The 13,941-nt window shown below is 70.9% G+C and carries 13 protein-coding genes; 5 read left to right on the forward strand and 8 right to left on the reverse strand.

Going from position 1 to position 13,941, the window contains the following annotated elements; all coding sequences use genetic code 11:
• Window positions 1–9 precede the first annotated feature (9 nt).
• A complete protein-coding gene (locus ACIBH1_RS33870; protein ID WP_397318064.1) occupies window positions 10–1,482 on the reverse strand; it encodes an FAD-binding oxidoreductase in 1,473 nt (490 codons plus the stop codon).
• Between the two features lie 12 nt (window positions 1,483–1,494).
• Here ACIBH1_RS33870 and ACIBH1_RS33875 point away from each other — a divergent pair, with 12 nt between their 5' ends.
• Window positions 1,495–2,235, forward strand: a complete 741-nt coding sequence (locus ACIBH1_RS33875; RefSeq protein ID WP_397318065.1) for an alpha/beta hydrolase — start codon at window positions 1,495–1,497, stop codon at window positions 2,233–2,235.
• A 4-nt stretch (window positions 2,236–2,239) separates the two neighbouring features.
• Here ACIBH1_RS33875 and ACIBH1_RS33880 read toward each other — a convergent pair whose 3' ends face one another.
• The 3 genes from ACIBH1_RS33880 to ACIBH1_RS33890 are packed head-to-tail and all read right to left on the reverse strand — an operon-like array spanning window position 2,240 to window position 4,339.
• Window positions 2,240–3,094 carry an alpha/beta fold hydrolase gene (locus tag ACIBH1_RS33880; RefSeq protein WP_397318066.1) on the reverse strand — a complete coding sequence of 285 codons (855 nt, stop codon included), beginning with the start codon at window positions 3,092–3,094 and terminating at the stop codon, window positions 2,240–2,242.
• A 54-nt stretch (window positions 3,095–3,148) separates the two neighbouring features.
• On the reverse strand, window positions 3,149–3,535 hold the full coding sequence (locus ACIBH1_RS33885) for a DUF3224 domain-containing protein (RefSeq protein WP_397318067.1): 387 nt from the start codon (window positions 3,533–3,535) through the stop codon (window positions 3,149–3,151).
• 36 nt (window positions 3,536–3,571) lie between these two features.
• Window positions 3,572–4,339: an LLM class flavin-dependent oxidoreductase gene (locus tag ACIBH1_RS33890; protein WP_397318068.1), complete on the reverse strand. Its 768-nt coding sequence runs from the start codon at window positions 4,337–4,339 to the stop codon at window positions 3,572–3,574.
• A gap of 119 nt (window positions 4,340–4,458) precedes the next feature.
• Between ACIBH1_RS33890 and ACIBH1_RS33895 the strand changes: the two genes are divergently transcribed.
• The gene (locus ACIBH1_RS33895; RefSeq protein ID WP_397318069.1) at window positions 4,459–4,908 is read left to right on the forward strand and encodes a pyridoxamine 5'-phosphate oxidase family protein; all 450 of its coding nucleotides are present in this window, start codon (window positions 4,459–4,461) and stop codon (window positions 4,906–4,908) included.
• On the opposite strand, the gene ACIBH1_RS33900 is transcribed toward ACIBH1_RS33895, so the two are convergent.
• From ACIBH1_RS33900 to ACIBH1_RS33910, 3 genes are read right to left on the reverse strand one after another with little or no spacing between them, the layout of a single operon-like run.
• Complete coding sequence (locus ACIBH1_RS33900) at window positions 4,892–5,260, reverse strand: hypothetical protein (RefSeq protein WP_397318070.1); 369 nt, start codon at window positions 5,258–5,260, stop codon at window positions 4,892–4,894. The genes ACIBH1_RS33895 and ACIBH1_RS33900 overlap by 17 nt on opposite strands.
• A complete protein-coding gene (locus tag ACIBH1_RS33905) occupies window positions 5,257–6,744 on the reverse strand; it encodes a hypothetical protein (protein ID WP_397318071.1) in 1,488 nt (495 codons plus the stop codon). Before ACIBH1_RS33905 ends, ACIBH1_RS33900 begins: the two co-directional genes overlap by 4 nt.
• A complete protein-coding gene (locus ACIBH1_RS33910; RefSeq protein WP_397318072.1) occupies window positions 6,741–7,808 on the reverse strand; it encodes a hypothetical protein in 1,068 nt (355 codons plus the stop codon). Before ACIBH1_RS33910 ends, ACIBH1_RS33905 begins: the two co-directional genes overlap by 4 nt.
• Before the next feature lie 145 nt (window positions 7,809–7,953).
• On the opposite strand from ACIBH1_RS33910, the gene ACIBH1_RS33915 reads away from it, so the two are divergent.
• Together ACIBH1_RS33915 and ACIBH1_RS33920 are read left to right on the forward strand one after the other, a co-directional pair.
• The gene (locus ACIBH1_RS33915; protein ID WP_397318073.1) at window positions 7,954–9,309 is read left to right on the forward strand and encodes a xylan 1,4-beta-xylosidase; all 1,356 of its coding nucleotides are present in this window, start codon (window positions 7,954–7,956) and stop codon (window positions 9,307–9,309) included.
• A gap of 26 nt (window positions 9,310–9,335) precedes the next feature.
• Window positions 9,336–10,760: a hypothetical protein gene (locus ACIBH1_RS33920; RefSeq protein ID WP_397318074.1), complete on the forward strand. Its 1,425-nt coding sequence runs from the start codon at window positions 9,336–9,338 to the stop codon at window positions 10,758–10,760.
• 114 nt (window positions 10,761–10,874) lie between these two features.
• Here ACIBH1_RS33920 and ACIBH1_RS33925 read toward each other — a convergent pair whose 3' ends face one another.
• Window positions 10,875–13,529 carry a hypothetical protein gene (locus ACIBH1_RS33925; protein ID WP_397318075.1) on the reverse strand — a complete coding sequence of 885 codons (2,655 nt, stop codon included), beginning with the start codon at window positions 13,527–13,529 and terminating at the stop codon, window positions 10,875–10,877.
• On the opposite strand from ACIBH1_RS33925, the gene ACIBH1_RS33930 reads away from it, so the two are divergent.
• Complete coding sequence (locus tag ACIBH1_RS33930) at window positions 13,513–13,851, forward strand: hypothetical protein (RefSeq protein ID WP_397318076.1); 339 nt, start codon at window positions 13,513–13,515, stop codon at window positions 13,849–13,851. The genes ACIBH1_RS33925 and ACIBH1_RS33930 overlap by 17 nt on opposite strands.
• Window positions 13,852–13,941 lie beyond the last annotated feature (90 nt).

The raw sequence follows: 13,941 nt of genomic DNA on the forward strand, positions 1-13,941 counted from the left end.
GCGACGACGCTAGACGAGGACGCCCGGATTGAGAATCCCGTTCGGGTCCAGCGCCGTCTTGGCCGCGCGCAGCGCCAGCGCGAACGGCTCGGGCCGCTGGCGGTCGTACCAGGGCCGATGGTCGCGCCCGACCGCGTGGTGGTGGGTGATGGTGCCGCCGTGCAGCATGATCGTCTCGGAGACTCTGCTCTTGATCGAGTCCCAGTCGTCGCCCGAGGCGGTGATCGTGTAGTACGGCGCGGGCCCGTCGGGGTAGACGAACGCCAGCCGGCAGGTGATCTCCCCCAGCCCCATCACCTCGTCGTGCAGCTTGGCGAACCGGTCCCAGGTCACCGCCGTCTCGACCGTCTCGACGAGCACGTCGAGGCCCGGATAGGCGTTCCTGAGGTACGGCATGCGGGTGAAGGAGCCCTTCCACTCCCGGTCCTGCCTGATCTGCTGGGGCTCGCCCCGGTGGGAGCGCACGATGCGCAGCGCCGCCTCCATCAACGAGTCGACGGGCCCGGACTCGAAGCCCAGGATGAGCACGCAGTGACGGCCGTCGCCGCCCGCCGCCAGAGCCGCCTCGCGGGCGTCGAGCAGGCGGCAGTTCGACGGGTTGAGCCCCGACTGGGCCAGGTCGTGCACCGCCGCGACGCCCGCGACCCACTCGTCGAACAACACCGGCACCGACACCTTGGCCGTGGGACGCAACTGCAGGCGCACCCACGCCTGGGTGATCACGCCGAGCGCGCCCTCCGAGCCCAGCAGCCACCGGTCGGGCGAGGGGCCCGCCCCGCTGCCCGGCAGCCGCCGCGACTCCCACGCCCCGGCGGGCGTCAGCGCGCGCACCGACTCGATCAGGTCGTCGATGTGGGTGTTGCCCGTCGCGTAGTGGCCGCCCGCCCGGGTGGCGATCCACCCGCCGAGCGTCGAGAACTCGTACGACTGCGGGTAGAAGCGCAGCTGCAGCCCGTCGGGCAGCTGGGAGTTGATCACCGGTCCCGTGGCGCCCGCCTGGATCAGCGCCGCCCTGGACAGCGGGTCGACCTCCAGGACCCGGTCCATGCGTCCCAGGTCGAGGCTGAGCGCGGGACCGTCGAAGCGCGCCTCGACGCCGCCGACCACGCTCGTGCCTCCGCCGTACGGGATGACCGCGACGCCGGTCGTGGCCGCCCACTCCAGGACCCGCTCGATCTCGTCCTCGGTGCGCGGCCTGGCCACCAGGTCGGGGGCGTTGGCGAAGTCGCCCCGGTAGGCGCGGGTCAGGTCGCGGAAGGCCTTGCCGTAGGTGTGACGTGCTCTTTCGTACGGCTCCGCGGTGGCGAAGCCGGACAACAATTCGGGCACGGGCAGCCTGGGCGGCGCCATCCTCACCCGCTCGAAAGGTACTGGCGGCCGCCACGCCGACGGGTCTCCCAGGCCGATCACCTCAGAGATCAGCCGGGCGGTCTGCTCCAATTCGTGGTGGTCCGGCTCGGGACCCCATGCCCAGTGGCTCATAACCTCTTATACGTGCTTCGGGCCGCTCTTGTGATCCTCACCGTGGTCGTCGTGCTGTTCGCCCTGCTCTGGGCGTTTCAGCGCAGCCTCATCTACCTGCCGGACGACCGGCCGGTTCCGGCCGCCCGCGACGTCACGCTGACCACCGCCGACGGGCTGGAACTGAAGGCCTGGCACTGGCCGGGAGGCGAGGTGACGGTGCTGGTCGCGGGCGGCAACGCGGGCAACAGGAGCCACCGCCTGCCGCTGGCCGAGGCGCTGGCCGCGCGGGGTTTCTCGGTGCTGCTGATGGACTACCGCGGTTACGGCGGCAACCCCGGCTCCCCCACCGAGGAGGGGCTGCTGATGGACGCCAGGGCCGCGCGCGAATTCGTCAAGGGCCGCGTCGTGTACTTCGGCGAGAGCCTGGGCGCGGCCGTGGTCACCGCGCTGGCCCTCACCCATCCGCCCGAGGCGCTCGTGCTGCGCTCGCCGTTCACCTCGCTGGCAGACGCCGGGCGGCACAACTACCCGTTCCTGCCGGTGCGCCTGCTCCTGCGCGACCGCTTCCCCCTGGTGGAGCAGGTGCGCGAGGTCCGGGCGCCGGTCACGGTCGTCTACGGCACGCACGACACGATCGTCCCGCCCGAGCTGAGCCTGGAGGTGGCCAGGGCGGCGGGAGCCAGGGTGATCGCCGTGGAGGGGGCCGGCCACAACGACCGGGTGTTGCTGGACGGCCCCCAGGTGATCGAGGCGGTGCCGCGGGGCGGCTGACGGCTCAGGCCCCGTCGAGGACCTCGCGCAGCTTGGCGGCGAAGGCCTCCGGCTCGCCCGGGTAGCCGAGCTCGCCGCCCATGAAGCCGCCGTGGTGGCTGGGGAAGACCACGGCCTCGACGCCCAGCCGCTGGGCCACGCCCTCGCCGCCGCGGGCGGCCATGGTGCCCGCCCCCTCCACGCTGACCGCAGGGACGACGCGGGTCGAGGCCGCGCGCAGGGCGTCGAAGTCGTGCTCGTAGTGCGTGCACGTGATGAGGTTCTGCGCGAACATCACGTCGTCGCGGGTGCCGTCGTCCTCGGTCGGCATGCCCATGGCGGCCGGGTCGCCCACGGGCAGCTCCCCGATGTCCTCGGGAAGCTCGCCCACGTGGCTGGTGATCGCCATGAACTGCGCCATCGCCGAGCCGAAGCCCTCCTTCTCGTAGGTCTCGCGCATCTGCTGGATGAGCCTCTCGGCGTTGGCCCGGTCGGGCAGCACCGGCGCGGCCGGCGGCTCGTGCGCCACCAGCGTCGAGACCAGCTCCGGGTGCCTGGCCACCAGCGCCAGGGCGTTCACGGCGCCGCCGCTGCTGGCGAACACCTCGACGGGCCCGCCGACCGCCTCGATGACGCGGCGCAGGTCGTCGGCGTGGATGCCGGGCGTGGACTCGCCCGCACCCGGCTCGCGCTGACTGCGGCCGGCGCCGCGCGGGTCGTAGGTGACCACGGTGCGGTCGGTGAAGAAGGTGGCCAGCGTGGTGAAACCGGTGGCGTCCATGGGCGAGCCGATGAGCATCAGCGTCGGCTTGCTGCTGCCCTGGACCTCGCGCACGTCGTAGGCGATGACGGCGCCGGGCGCCTCGATGGTGTGGCTCATGTTCTCTCGCTCCTTGTCAGGTGTCATCAGGTAGACCAGCCGGAGCGGAGAAACTCATCGGTCGAACGTGTAGGAATGACTCCCGTCCGGCGCGATGTGAATCCGCATCTCGCCACGCAGCCCGGTCAGCTCCCCGGTGCCGGAATCGGGCACCACCGAGACACGCAGCGACTGTTCCCCCTCATCACTGATCCCCGTGTGCTGGAGCAGAAAACTACCTTTTCGGCCGTCCAGCTCGCCAGTGACGTGCTCAATGGCCACGTAGGTCCGTGATTCCTCCACCGGAGTGGTGCCCATGGTCATGAAGACGACGCTGCTGCCGGTCAGGTCGCCGCGGAAGGTCTTGCGGAGGGTGACCTGGGTGACGGCGATGCCGTCCTGGTCGGCCACGGGCGGCTGGGGCTCCCAGCTGTCGATCACGAAAGTGCCTGTTGCGCTCATGTCGTCCAAGCTATGGGTCATACCTGTCAGCTGCTGTCAGGTACCTGCCAGACGTTCCACCACGGGCGCCAGTTGCTCCAGGTACTGCCCGTTGACCGACACGTAGGAGATGCCCAGCTTGTCGCGGCGCCGTTCCAGGGTGTCGGCCATCTCCTCGACCGAGCCGCTCAAGACGCCGATGCCGGCCGTCGACGGGTCCATCCACGCCGGCACGCCGTTCACGCCCGCCAGGTTGACCATCAGCTCCAGCTCGCCGAACCGGTCGCCGGCGATCTCGTAGAGCTCGTCCAGCTTGGCCGACAGCTGCTCCTCCGTGGCGTCCGCGGCCAGGGCGAGCGCCACCGTGTCGGCCCGCTCCGCGGCCAGGCGCAACGCCGCCGGGCTCGAAGCCGCCATGAGGATCGGCACCTCGCGCACCAGGTCGAGGGTCTGGGCGACCCTGGCCAGCCGCTGCTGGGCCGTGCCGAACTCCACGCCGAGCTTCTCCGCGTCCGCCCAGCCCATCGGACGTCCCGCGCCCAGGCCCAGCTCGAAGCGGCCGTCGGAGAGCCGGTGCAGCGTGCTCGCCTCCCACGCGACCGTCGCGGGCGTGCGGATCGGCGAGCTGGCGACGTAGGTGCCGACACGCAACCGCGTCGTGACGGCGGCTGCCGCCGCCGTCGCCGCGAACGGCGAGAAGGTGTTGAGCGTGTCGGGGACCAGCAGCGTGCTGTAACCGAGCTCCTCGGTACGGCGGGCGAACGCGGTCCAGGCCTGGCCGGTCGGGGCGAAGCCGCCGACGGCGCCGAATCGGAAAGGTCTCATGCCCCCACGATCGCCCGCGCCCCGCCCCCGGGGCATCGGCCCGCGGGCGGCTTCGCCACTACGCCGGCCGATGTAGCCGAAGGTCGAAACTGTCGGTGACCGACGTCACACTGGCAGCCATGGAACCTGAGATCGGCCCGATCACCCTGCCCAAGGCGTACGGCACGCCGACGCGCACGATGGAGTGGAGCACCGTGCTCGAGCGCCTGCGCGCCGCCCACCGCTTCTGGCTGGCCACGACCCGCCCCGACGGCCGCCCCCACTCCGTGCCGATCGACGGGGTGTGGGTCGGCGAGGCGTTCTACTTCGGCGGCTCCCCCGAGACCGTCCACCAGCGCAACATGGCCGTCAACCAGGAGGTCGTCGTCCACGTCGAGGACACCAAGGCCTCGATCATCGTCGAGGGCCGCGCGGTGCTCGTTCCGATCACCGACGAGGTGCTGCGCGTCACCGAGGAGAAGTACGGCTGGGCCCCGCCCGCCACCCACGAGTGGATGCTGGAGCCCCGCCGCGTCCTCGCCTGGGATGACCTTTCGGCCAACGCCACCCGCTTCACCTGGCGACGCTGACCGGCGCCTGCACCGTCAGCGTCTCCTCCCCCGACGGTCCCGTGAGCCGGATCGACAGCTGCCAGAGGCCCGCCATCGACAACATCTCGCCCCCGGCCACGAAACGCCCCGCCCCGGCCGGCCGCGCCCGCACCTCGGGAGCCGCATGACCCATCGACGGCATCGAGGCGGCGATGGTCACCGTCTCGGCCCGTCCCGAGGTCACCCGCACCTCGACCTCGCCGCCGATCTCCACCCGCACGGCGTAGGAGGCGCCCGTGACGGCCACGCTCACCGGGTCGCCGCCGCGGCCCAGCACGAACACGGCGACCGTCACGGCCGCCAGCGCGAGCACGCCCAGCAGGCGCTTCACCGCGGCACCTCCACCACGAACGGCGTCGTCACGATCCGGTCCGCCGTGGCGTACTGCGCCCAGGCCAGGTAGCGGCCCGGCGCGGGGAAGCCGAAGGTGAAGCGCAACGTCGTGCCGCCCGCGCCCATCTCGTGCACGTGGCCCAGGAACGCGCCGTCGGCGCTGCGCACGATCAGGTGCCCGGCCATGCCCAGCCAGGGGCGGCTCGCCGCCACGGTGTCGACCTCGACGGTCGTGGGCCGCCCGGCCACCGGCACAGCGGGCACCAACCGCGGCACACCACCCACCGACCGCGCCGTCGGCTCGCCTCCGCCCCGCTCGTCGCCGCTCGGGTCGCCTCCGCCGGGCTCGGCCTCGCCCGGCTCGCCTCGGCTCGTGTCGTCTGTTCCTCGCTCCCCTCCGCCCGCGACCGTGAACTCCCCCGTGAGCAGTTGCCCGCCCGACTCCTGGCGTTCCAGCTCGGCGTAGACCAGGTGCCGACCCGGCCTCTCGGCGCGCAGCGTGACCTCCAGCCGTCCCGGCGCCGTGCGCAGCGGATGGCTGTGGCTGAACGAGGCGCCGTCCTGGCTCGTCACCACCAGGTGGGCGAGCGCCTCGTGATGCACGGCCAGGTCGTCCACCGGCACGCCCGTCGCGCCGTCGACCAGGTCGAGCCGCAACGTGTAGTCCTGACCGGCCACCGGCGCGGCGGGCATCGTGGTCACGAGCGCGCGAGCGAAGGGCCGCGGCCCCGCCGTGGGCTGGGCGCCGTCGGGGTCGGCGGCGGGCAGGTACGGCTCCAGCACGACGAAGGTCGCCGCGACCGCGACGGAGGCGGCCATGCCCGCCGACAGCAGCATGCCCGCGCGCCTGCGCGCCACCGCCCCGGTCAGCAGGCCGCCCACCGCCAGCAGCGCCGCCGCCAGCAGGGCGCCGTAGATCAGCAGTTCCCAGCTCGCGCCGCGCTCCACCAGCACGCGGAAGGGCAGCACGGCGCTCTCCGACCCGGCGCTCAGCCTCAGCTCGTACGGCCCCGCCTCCTCGGCCCGCAGCTCCACCGCCCCGCCCTGCCGTACGCCACCCGTCGCAGCGCCGCCCGGCAATCCGTCGCCCGGCGATCCGTCGCCCGGCGATCCGTCGCCCGGCGATCCGTCGCCCGGCGCCGTGCCGCCCTGCCGTACCTCGCCCGTCGCAGCGCCACCCGGCGGTCCGTCGCTCGGCGCCGTGCCGCCCGGCCGTACCTCGCCCTTCGTCGTGCGGCCGTCGGTCACCGAGCGCAGCTCCAGCGTCAGCCGTTCAGGCGCCGTCCCGTCGTAGGTCTCGACGCTGACGCGCAGCGGCGCGGGCACCCGGCGCACGCCCTCGACCACGACCGTCAGCTCGGACCCCGCGATGGTCAGGGCGACACGCAGGTCCGCCCCGGCGGAGACGACGTGCGCCGCCGCCGGGGCGGAGGACCCGGCCAGCACCAGGAAGACGACCAGCAGGCAGCACAACCGCCTCATGGACGGCGGGCGTCGGGCAGCATCAGCACCCCGAGCACGAGCCCGAGCAGCCCGGCCACGATCGGCGCGCCGGTCCACAACTCCGGCACCAGCGGCAACGCCCCGGCGGCGGCCGAGGCCACCCCGATGTAGATCGACCAGGTGAGGAACGACCAGACCCCCGCGAACGTCCAGAACGCGCCCCGCCTCGACTCCGAGGGCCGCAGCCGCAGCACCAGCAGGTCGCCGACGAGCCCGGCCACGACAATTCCCAGCAGGATCGGCCAGTTGCCGAACATCGTCTGCGCGCCCGACATCAGGATGAAGACCGTCGTGAACAGCGTCAGCGCCCCGAAGGGCAGCTTCCACCGCCGCACCAGGAACAACACGGCCGAGGTGAGCACCACGTTGCTGATCACCATCGCGGTGGCCAACTGGTCGGGGCCGCCCCGGAAGTCGGCGCCGGAGAACGCGCCCACGATCCCCCGCGGGCCCCACTGGAGCGCGTCGCCGTACGACAGGAACAGCGAGACCAGCGTGCTCGCGAACGCCAGCCCGAGCACCGCGGGCACCAGCCGGCCCAGCGAGGGCCGCTCGCCCACGTCGGGGGCCTTCCACGCCGAGCGCAGCGGGGTGGTGACGATCAGCGCCATCGTCGAGACCAGGCCCAGGTGCGAGGGGCTGAACAGGATGTCGATGTTGGTCTCGATGCCGAGCACGGTGTGCCAGATCATGTCGGCCAGGCCGAAGGTCGCGAAGGCGGGAATGGCGAGCAGTCCGGCCAGGTACCCCTGTGGCACGGCCGCCAGCCCCTGCCTGCCGGTGCGGACGTTGCGCCACACCTGCCACACGATCCACGCGGAGACCGCGGCGAAGCCCGAATAGAACACCGCGTGCCACGGGGTGAAGAAGGTCTCCAGCCCGACCAGCTCGGGGTTGGAGTGCGCCCACGCGTCGATCATCAGCCCGACGCCGAACCAGACGCCCAGCAGGGCCGTCACGAGATCGGTCCCCGGTGAGACCCACACCCTCGCCTCGCCGGAATCAGCCCATAACCGCCGGGTCTCGGCCCCCGTCATCGCCATGCCGTCACTCCCTTTCCCTAGCTGTCCCGAACGAGCCTAGTCGCCCGCGGCGTTCATTAAAGTTGGCTGAGAAATCGGCCCTCCACCTGGTCTTTATCCGGGAGTGCATGTCACGCTCCTGGTGGTGGGGAAGCGGAGAGTCGAAGTGAAACTCAACATGGGATGGGGCGCCAGGCTGGCGGCGGCGATCACGGTCGTGGCGCTGGCGACCGGGTGCGCGGCGGCGCGGTCCGCCTCTCCCGGGCAGGGCACCACGGAGCCCAAGGTCACCGAGACGGCGCAGCCACGCGCGCGCACCGAGCCGCCCCCGGTGGCGGCCAACTGGCCGCGCTGGGGTTTGACCCACACCCAGACCAGCGGCAACAACGGCGACGACCGGCTGCTGCGCGGCGCCTCCGAGACCCTGTCGCGGGTGCCGATGTTGCAGAACCAGCACATCATGGGCTTCGGAGTCGGCAACCCGGAGGAGAACCCGGGCGAGTTCAACTTCGAGGACCTCGACAGCCGCATGCGCCTCATGGACGAGTCGGGCGGCCTGCCGCTGATCACGCTGTGCTGCGCGCCCGACTGGATGAAGGGCGGGCCCGCCGGCCAGACCTCCTGGGAGAAGGAGCACCTGGAGGCCGCCCCCGAGCCCAAGCACTTCGACGACTTCGCCAAGCTCGCCGCCACCGTCGCCCAGCGCTACGACCACGTGCAGTACTTCATGGTGTGGAACGAGCTCAAGGGCTTCTGGCCCGACCACTCCCGGCCCCCGGACATCGAGGGCTACACCGAGATGTACAACAAGGTCTACGACGCGGTGAAGGCGGTGCGCCCCGACGCCAAGATCGGCGGGCCGTACATGGGCTTCCACAGCGTGCGCAGCGACGGCGGCAACGCCTCCTCGCTGGCGGGCCCGTGGGGCGCGGTCGACCAGCTCGTCCTCGACGCCTTCGACTACTGGAACAAGAACAAGAAGGGCGCCGACTTCATCGTCGTCGACGGCGCCTCGCCCACCGACGACCACCAGCTCAAGCCGGACGCGTTCGGCGCCACGCAGAAGTTCGCCGACGTGACCCGGTGGCTGCGCGACAAGACCGGCAACCTGCCGGTGTGGTGGTCGGAGTTCTACTTCATGCCCGAGGACGGCTCGACCGACTGGCCCGAGCAGATGCGCGTCGCCGTCCAGGCGGTGTCCATGATGGAGTTCGCCCGGGGCGGCGCCGCCACCGCGCTGTACTGGAACCCGCAGACCAAGTCGGGCGCGTGCAAGGGGTGCATGTGGAACCCCTCCGACGGGGCCGCGCGCGGCGCGGGTGATCTGATCAGCAACTTCGTGAAGTGGTTCCCCGCCGGGGCGGAGCTGGAGGAGGTCGCCGCCTCCGACGAGCGCGTCAAGGTGCTGGCGCAGGCCCAGCAGCTGGTGATGGTGAACACGTCCGACGAGGAGGTCAGCGCGAAGGTGGACGGGAAGGACGTCACGCTCAAGCCGTACGAGACCCGATGGGCCGATCGCTGAGCCGGCGTTTCCGGCATCATGACCTCGTGTCCGCCGTGGCCGCCAATCCGGCGCTGCCGGCCGATCTCGTCGACAGGCTGATCGCCTCCGCCGACGAGTGGACGGCCGCGGTCCTGGCCGACCGCGAGGACCTCACCCCCTCCCAGGCGCGCGTGCTCGCCGCCCGCGACGAGTCGGTGCTCCCCGGCCTGGTCAAGCGCGGCCTCCTGCCGCTCGACGCCGTCGACCCGGCGACCCGCCCGGACGCCGCCCTCGTCCTGCTCGCCGAGGGCGCCGGCCTGCCCTCATGGCCCGCCGCGCTGGCGGCCGACCCCGCCCACCGGGAACGGCTGGCCGCCTGCCCCGGGCTGCCGGCCGGGATCCAGGAGCTTCTCGCCGGCGACCAGGATGTCCAGGTCGTCGCCGAACTCGCCCTGTGGGCCGGGCCCGATCTGGCCGCCCGGCTGTCAGCGCATCCTCACGCCGAGGTCCGCAGCGCCGTGGCGGTCAACGTGTCGGCGCCTCCTGAGGTGCTGGCCACCCTCGTCACCGGCGGCACCCTGCCGCCGCCGCTCCACTGCCTGGTCTGCGACCGGGAGTCCACGCCGTACGTGCACGACCCAGGGTGCCCGAGGCTCGACTGCGACCTGCGCCCCGGCGCGTCGTGCGACGGCTCCCACGAGTCGACGATGGACGAGCTGCGGCTCAGGGCGATCTCCAACCCGTCGACACCGCCCGCCGTCCTGCTCCGCTTCGCGGACGCTCCGTCGATGCTGATCCGCCGGCAGCTGGCCCAGCGCCCTGACCTCCCCCAGGAGATCTACGAGCAGCTCGCTGCCTGCCCGGAACCCGGGGTCCGCAGCTCACTGGCCGCCAACCCCGGCATCGGCGACGCCCTGATCCACCGCTTGGCCGAGGACCCCGATCCCCTCGTGAGGCGCGACCTGGCCGGCAACCCGAGGATCCCGCCGGCCGTCCTCGACGACCTCTCACGGACGACCAGGATCGGCGCCACCCTCCTGCCCCGGATCGCGGCCGCCTCGGGCTCCGAGGTCGAGGAGCTGGCGGCCTCGGCGAACCCGGTCCTGCGCATGCTCGTCGCGGCACGCCGCGACCTGCCGCCCGCCGTACGCGACGCCCTGGCCGCCGATCCCGACGCCAAGGTCGTCAAGGCCGTGGCGGGACACCCCGGCCTCTCCGACACCCAGCTCAGGGCCATGATCGGCCGTCACGGCGCCATGGTCGCCGCCGCCGTCGCCACGAACCCGGACGCCTCGCCCGCCCTCCTGGAGGAGCTGACCCGCCATCGCCCGCCCGTGCGCAAGGTGCTCCGCGAGGTCGCCCGGCACCCCAACGCCTCGGCCGCCGCGCTGCTGACCTGCCTCGACGACCACCGGGCAGGAGAGCTGGCGGCCGCCCACCCCGGCCTTCCGCGCGAGGTCATGGAGAGCCTCCTCGCAGCGGGCACATGACAGCGATCTTCCGCCACGCCGCGAACGTCACGACCGGGGCGATGACCAGGATGGACGTCGCCGCGCCGCCGCACGACTTGATCGTGGTCGGGACGGCGCGGCGAGTTCCCTGAGCTACACGCGCTTGGCGCGGTCGACGATCTCGCGCAGCAGCTGGGCCTCCTTCGAGTCGCCCGCCTTGGTGAGGTTGAGCTTGGCGGCGAACGCCTTGAGCTCCGAGGCGGGAAGGACGAGCGCCGCGTTGCACAGCCCCGCGAGCAGCTCGGTGTCGGTCGGGGCCGCCCTGGTCTGGTAGAACGTGAACAGCTCGCGGGCGAGATAGCGCTGGGTCTCGATGGAGACCCCCTCCGCGGAGTGCGCGAAGAACTTGAGGGTCTCATTGATCATGCCCATCTTGGGCGTGGCGTTCTGCAGGCCGAACGCGCAGTACGAGGCGATGATGTTGTTCTGGTACTGCTTGACCACGGGGTCGGTCTGCGCGGCGATCGGCACCTGCCGCAGGTGCTTGGCCACCACTGACGTCGCCAGCATGCCGAGGTCGACATGGTCGCCGCTCTTGGCCGTCGCGCCGGGGAGCAGGTTGCTCGACAGGTGGCCGAAGGCGTAGAAGTTCTCGACCATCGTCCCCTTCGGCTCGTGGCCGGTGTTGATGCGGACGTACATGTTCTCCGTGGTCGGCTCCGGCCACGGTCCTGGAATTCCGGCGACGTACGACGTGCGCAGGAACGAGAAGCTGTCACGCAGGTCGACCTGAACGAGGTGCTCGAACAGGGAGCCGACCCGGCCGGTGGGCGTGGAGCGCAGCAGCAGCGGGATGCCGTCGACGTACTTGGAGCCCTGGGCGTAGTCCGCTTCGATCGGCCAGCAGAACGCGTCGACGAACTTGGCGTTCTCGGCCGCGTGGGTGATCAGCGACAGCTCGTCGCGGTGCCCGTGGCGGAGCATGTGGATCACGAGCTGTGCCTCGTCGTGCGAGGCGAGGTCGAGATCGATCTCCGTCAGCAGGGCCTCGGCGCGCGAGAACGCCGAGTCGAGGTTGCCCTTCTTGGACAGCATCGTCAGGTCGGCGGCGGAGACCTTGCCGGTGCCGAACGAGGCGTACTTCTGGAAGCTCTTGCACAGGAAGACCTCGAGGCTGCCGTTGGCGATCTGCTCCTTGAGCCCGCCGAGCACCTCGTCGAGCTGGGTCGGGTCCTTGGGCGGTTTGCCAGGCAGCTGGATCGTGGTGTCGAGGATCAGCGCGAACGGCGGGTCGCCCTTCTTGCGTTGCGAGACGGCGTGCTGGACGTCCTTCACGAGCTTGCCCGCGTCTGCGGGGACGAAAGGCGTGCTCGGGTTGAGCGCCGCGACCAGGACGTCGCTGGCCGGTGCCACCGTCTCGCCCTTCTTCAGCCGCTCCAGCAGCATGCCCGTCTCGAAGTAGTCGACCTTGTCGGTCGGGCGGGCGACCTTGTCGTGGCCGCGGGCGCTCAGGGCGATGTGCAACGCGGTGCTGAGCGAATCCATGCCACTGGAGACGAGGCGGTTGTCGAGCTGGATCGTCTCTTTGGTGACCAGCGGCTCGATGCTGGGCGCCCGCTCCAGCGTGATGGCCCTCATCGTGTCGCGGTAGTCGATGATGTTGTAGTTCTTCGCCGCGGCGACCACCAGGCCGATCTCGTCCATCATGAGGTCGACGGCTCGCATGGAGACCGTCGGGTTGTGCTCGTTGGCCACGATGATGTCGAGCAGCTGGGCCATCGACTTCATGGCGTTGGCGGTGAGCGTGTCGAACCGGTCAGGTCCGAGCTCGTCGGTCAAGCCCAGTACGAGGTTCTCGACCATGGCGCACACGGGAGCCAGCTGGCGCGAACTCCTGGCGATCTCCTGCAGCTGGGAGAAGGCGCTGGAGGTCATCAGCTGGATGAGGTCGGCCCGGGTGTCGACCTTGAAGTTGGTCGGGGGCGCCTTCTCTCTCACGTCCATGAGTTCGTAGAGCTGGTACGCCGACGGAGCGGAGCCCAGCTCGTGCAGGACGGAGGGCCAGAGGATGTCCTTGACCGCCTGGGTCCCCTTGAGCACGCTGACGCCCGCCCTGCCCTGGAGCGGCTCGACCGTGAGCTTCTTCGCCACCTCCGTGCCCAGCAGCATCTCGATCTTGCGCAGTACCCGCGGGCTGTTGACCAGGAAGTCGCCCTCCTCGATCTTGACCTTCGTCTGCAGCCCGCTCACGAAGGCCGGCACGGCCTTCTCGAAGGTGGAGCGCCAGTAGGTGGTCACCATGTCGTTCTGGGTCGACAGGCTGGTCACGTCGTCGCGCTGGGTGGGGGCCTTCCTGAACCCCATCTGGCTCGCGAGGTGCGCCTGCTTCGTGCCCTGCACGGTCTCGGCGAGCTCCTCACGCCGCTTCGCCGAGTAGGCCACCTTCCCGCTGTTGAGGTCGGCGACGAACTGCGCCGCCTGCTTCAGGTGGCCCATGGAGGAGGCGTCGGCCACGTTGTCGGTGCGCTGCTCCAGGGCGGCCAGCTTCACCATTCGGTCGTCGGCGGTGTACAGATCCAGGGCGTTGAGCAGCTGCGGATCCTTGATCTTCGACGACTTCGGGAGCGTGGCCGCCTTCTTGAGGTTCTTCGGCGGCACGAGGTCGAGGTAATGGGCCGGGTTGTCGTGCTGGGCCGTGGGTGCCTGCTGGATCTCGACGACCGGATGCTTGAGTCGGGTCGTCGCCGTGACCTTCAGGAAGTCGCGGGCCTGGTCGGTCATGAGCTCGGCCATGATGAGCCGCGACATCGAGCTGCGATCCTTCGGCGAGAGCTCGGCCAGCTGGTCGGCGATGAGCTTCATGACGGGTTTCGCGGCCGCAGGCCGCATGCTCTGCAGCTCGGATGCGATCGTTCTGGCGGTCGTGATGTTGGGTTTGGCCCTGAACGCCTGCCAGGACTTCGGTAACGAGGCCGAGCCGACGGACACGTCATGCTTGGTCACCGACAACGGTGTCGTGCTCGATGCGAACTTCGTGCGTCGTGGTGTCGTGGTTGTCGTCTTGCGTCTGGACTTGCTGCTGCTGCCGCTCGTGTGCTTCTTCATGTTCCCCCCCAGCAAATCTCGCTGACGCCCGATCGTCCTTCTTCGGACACAGCGTGCACAGGTGTCTCTTCCGCCATATTCATGACGCCGTTTCTGAGCTTGTATCTCTGGGGGT

The organism is Nonomuraea sp. NPDC050663 (assembly GCF_044456985.1).
GTDB lineage: Bacteria > Actinomycetota > Actinomycetes > Streptosporangiales > Streptosporangiaceae > Nonomuraea.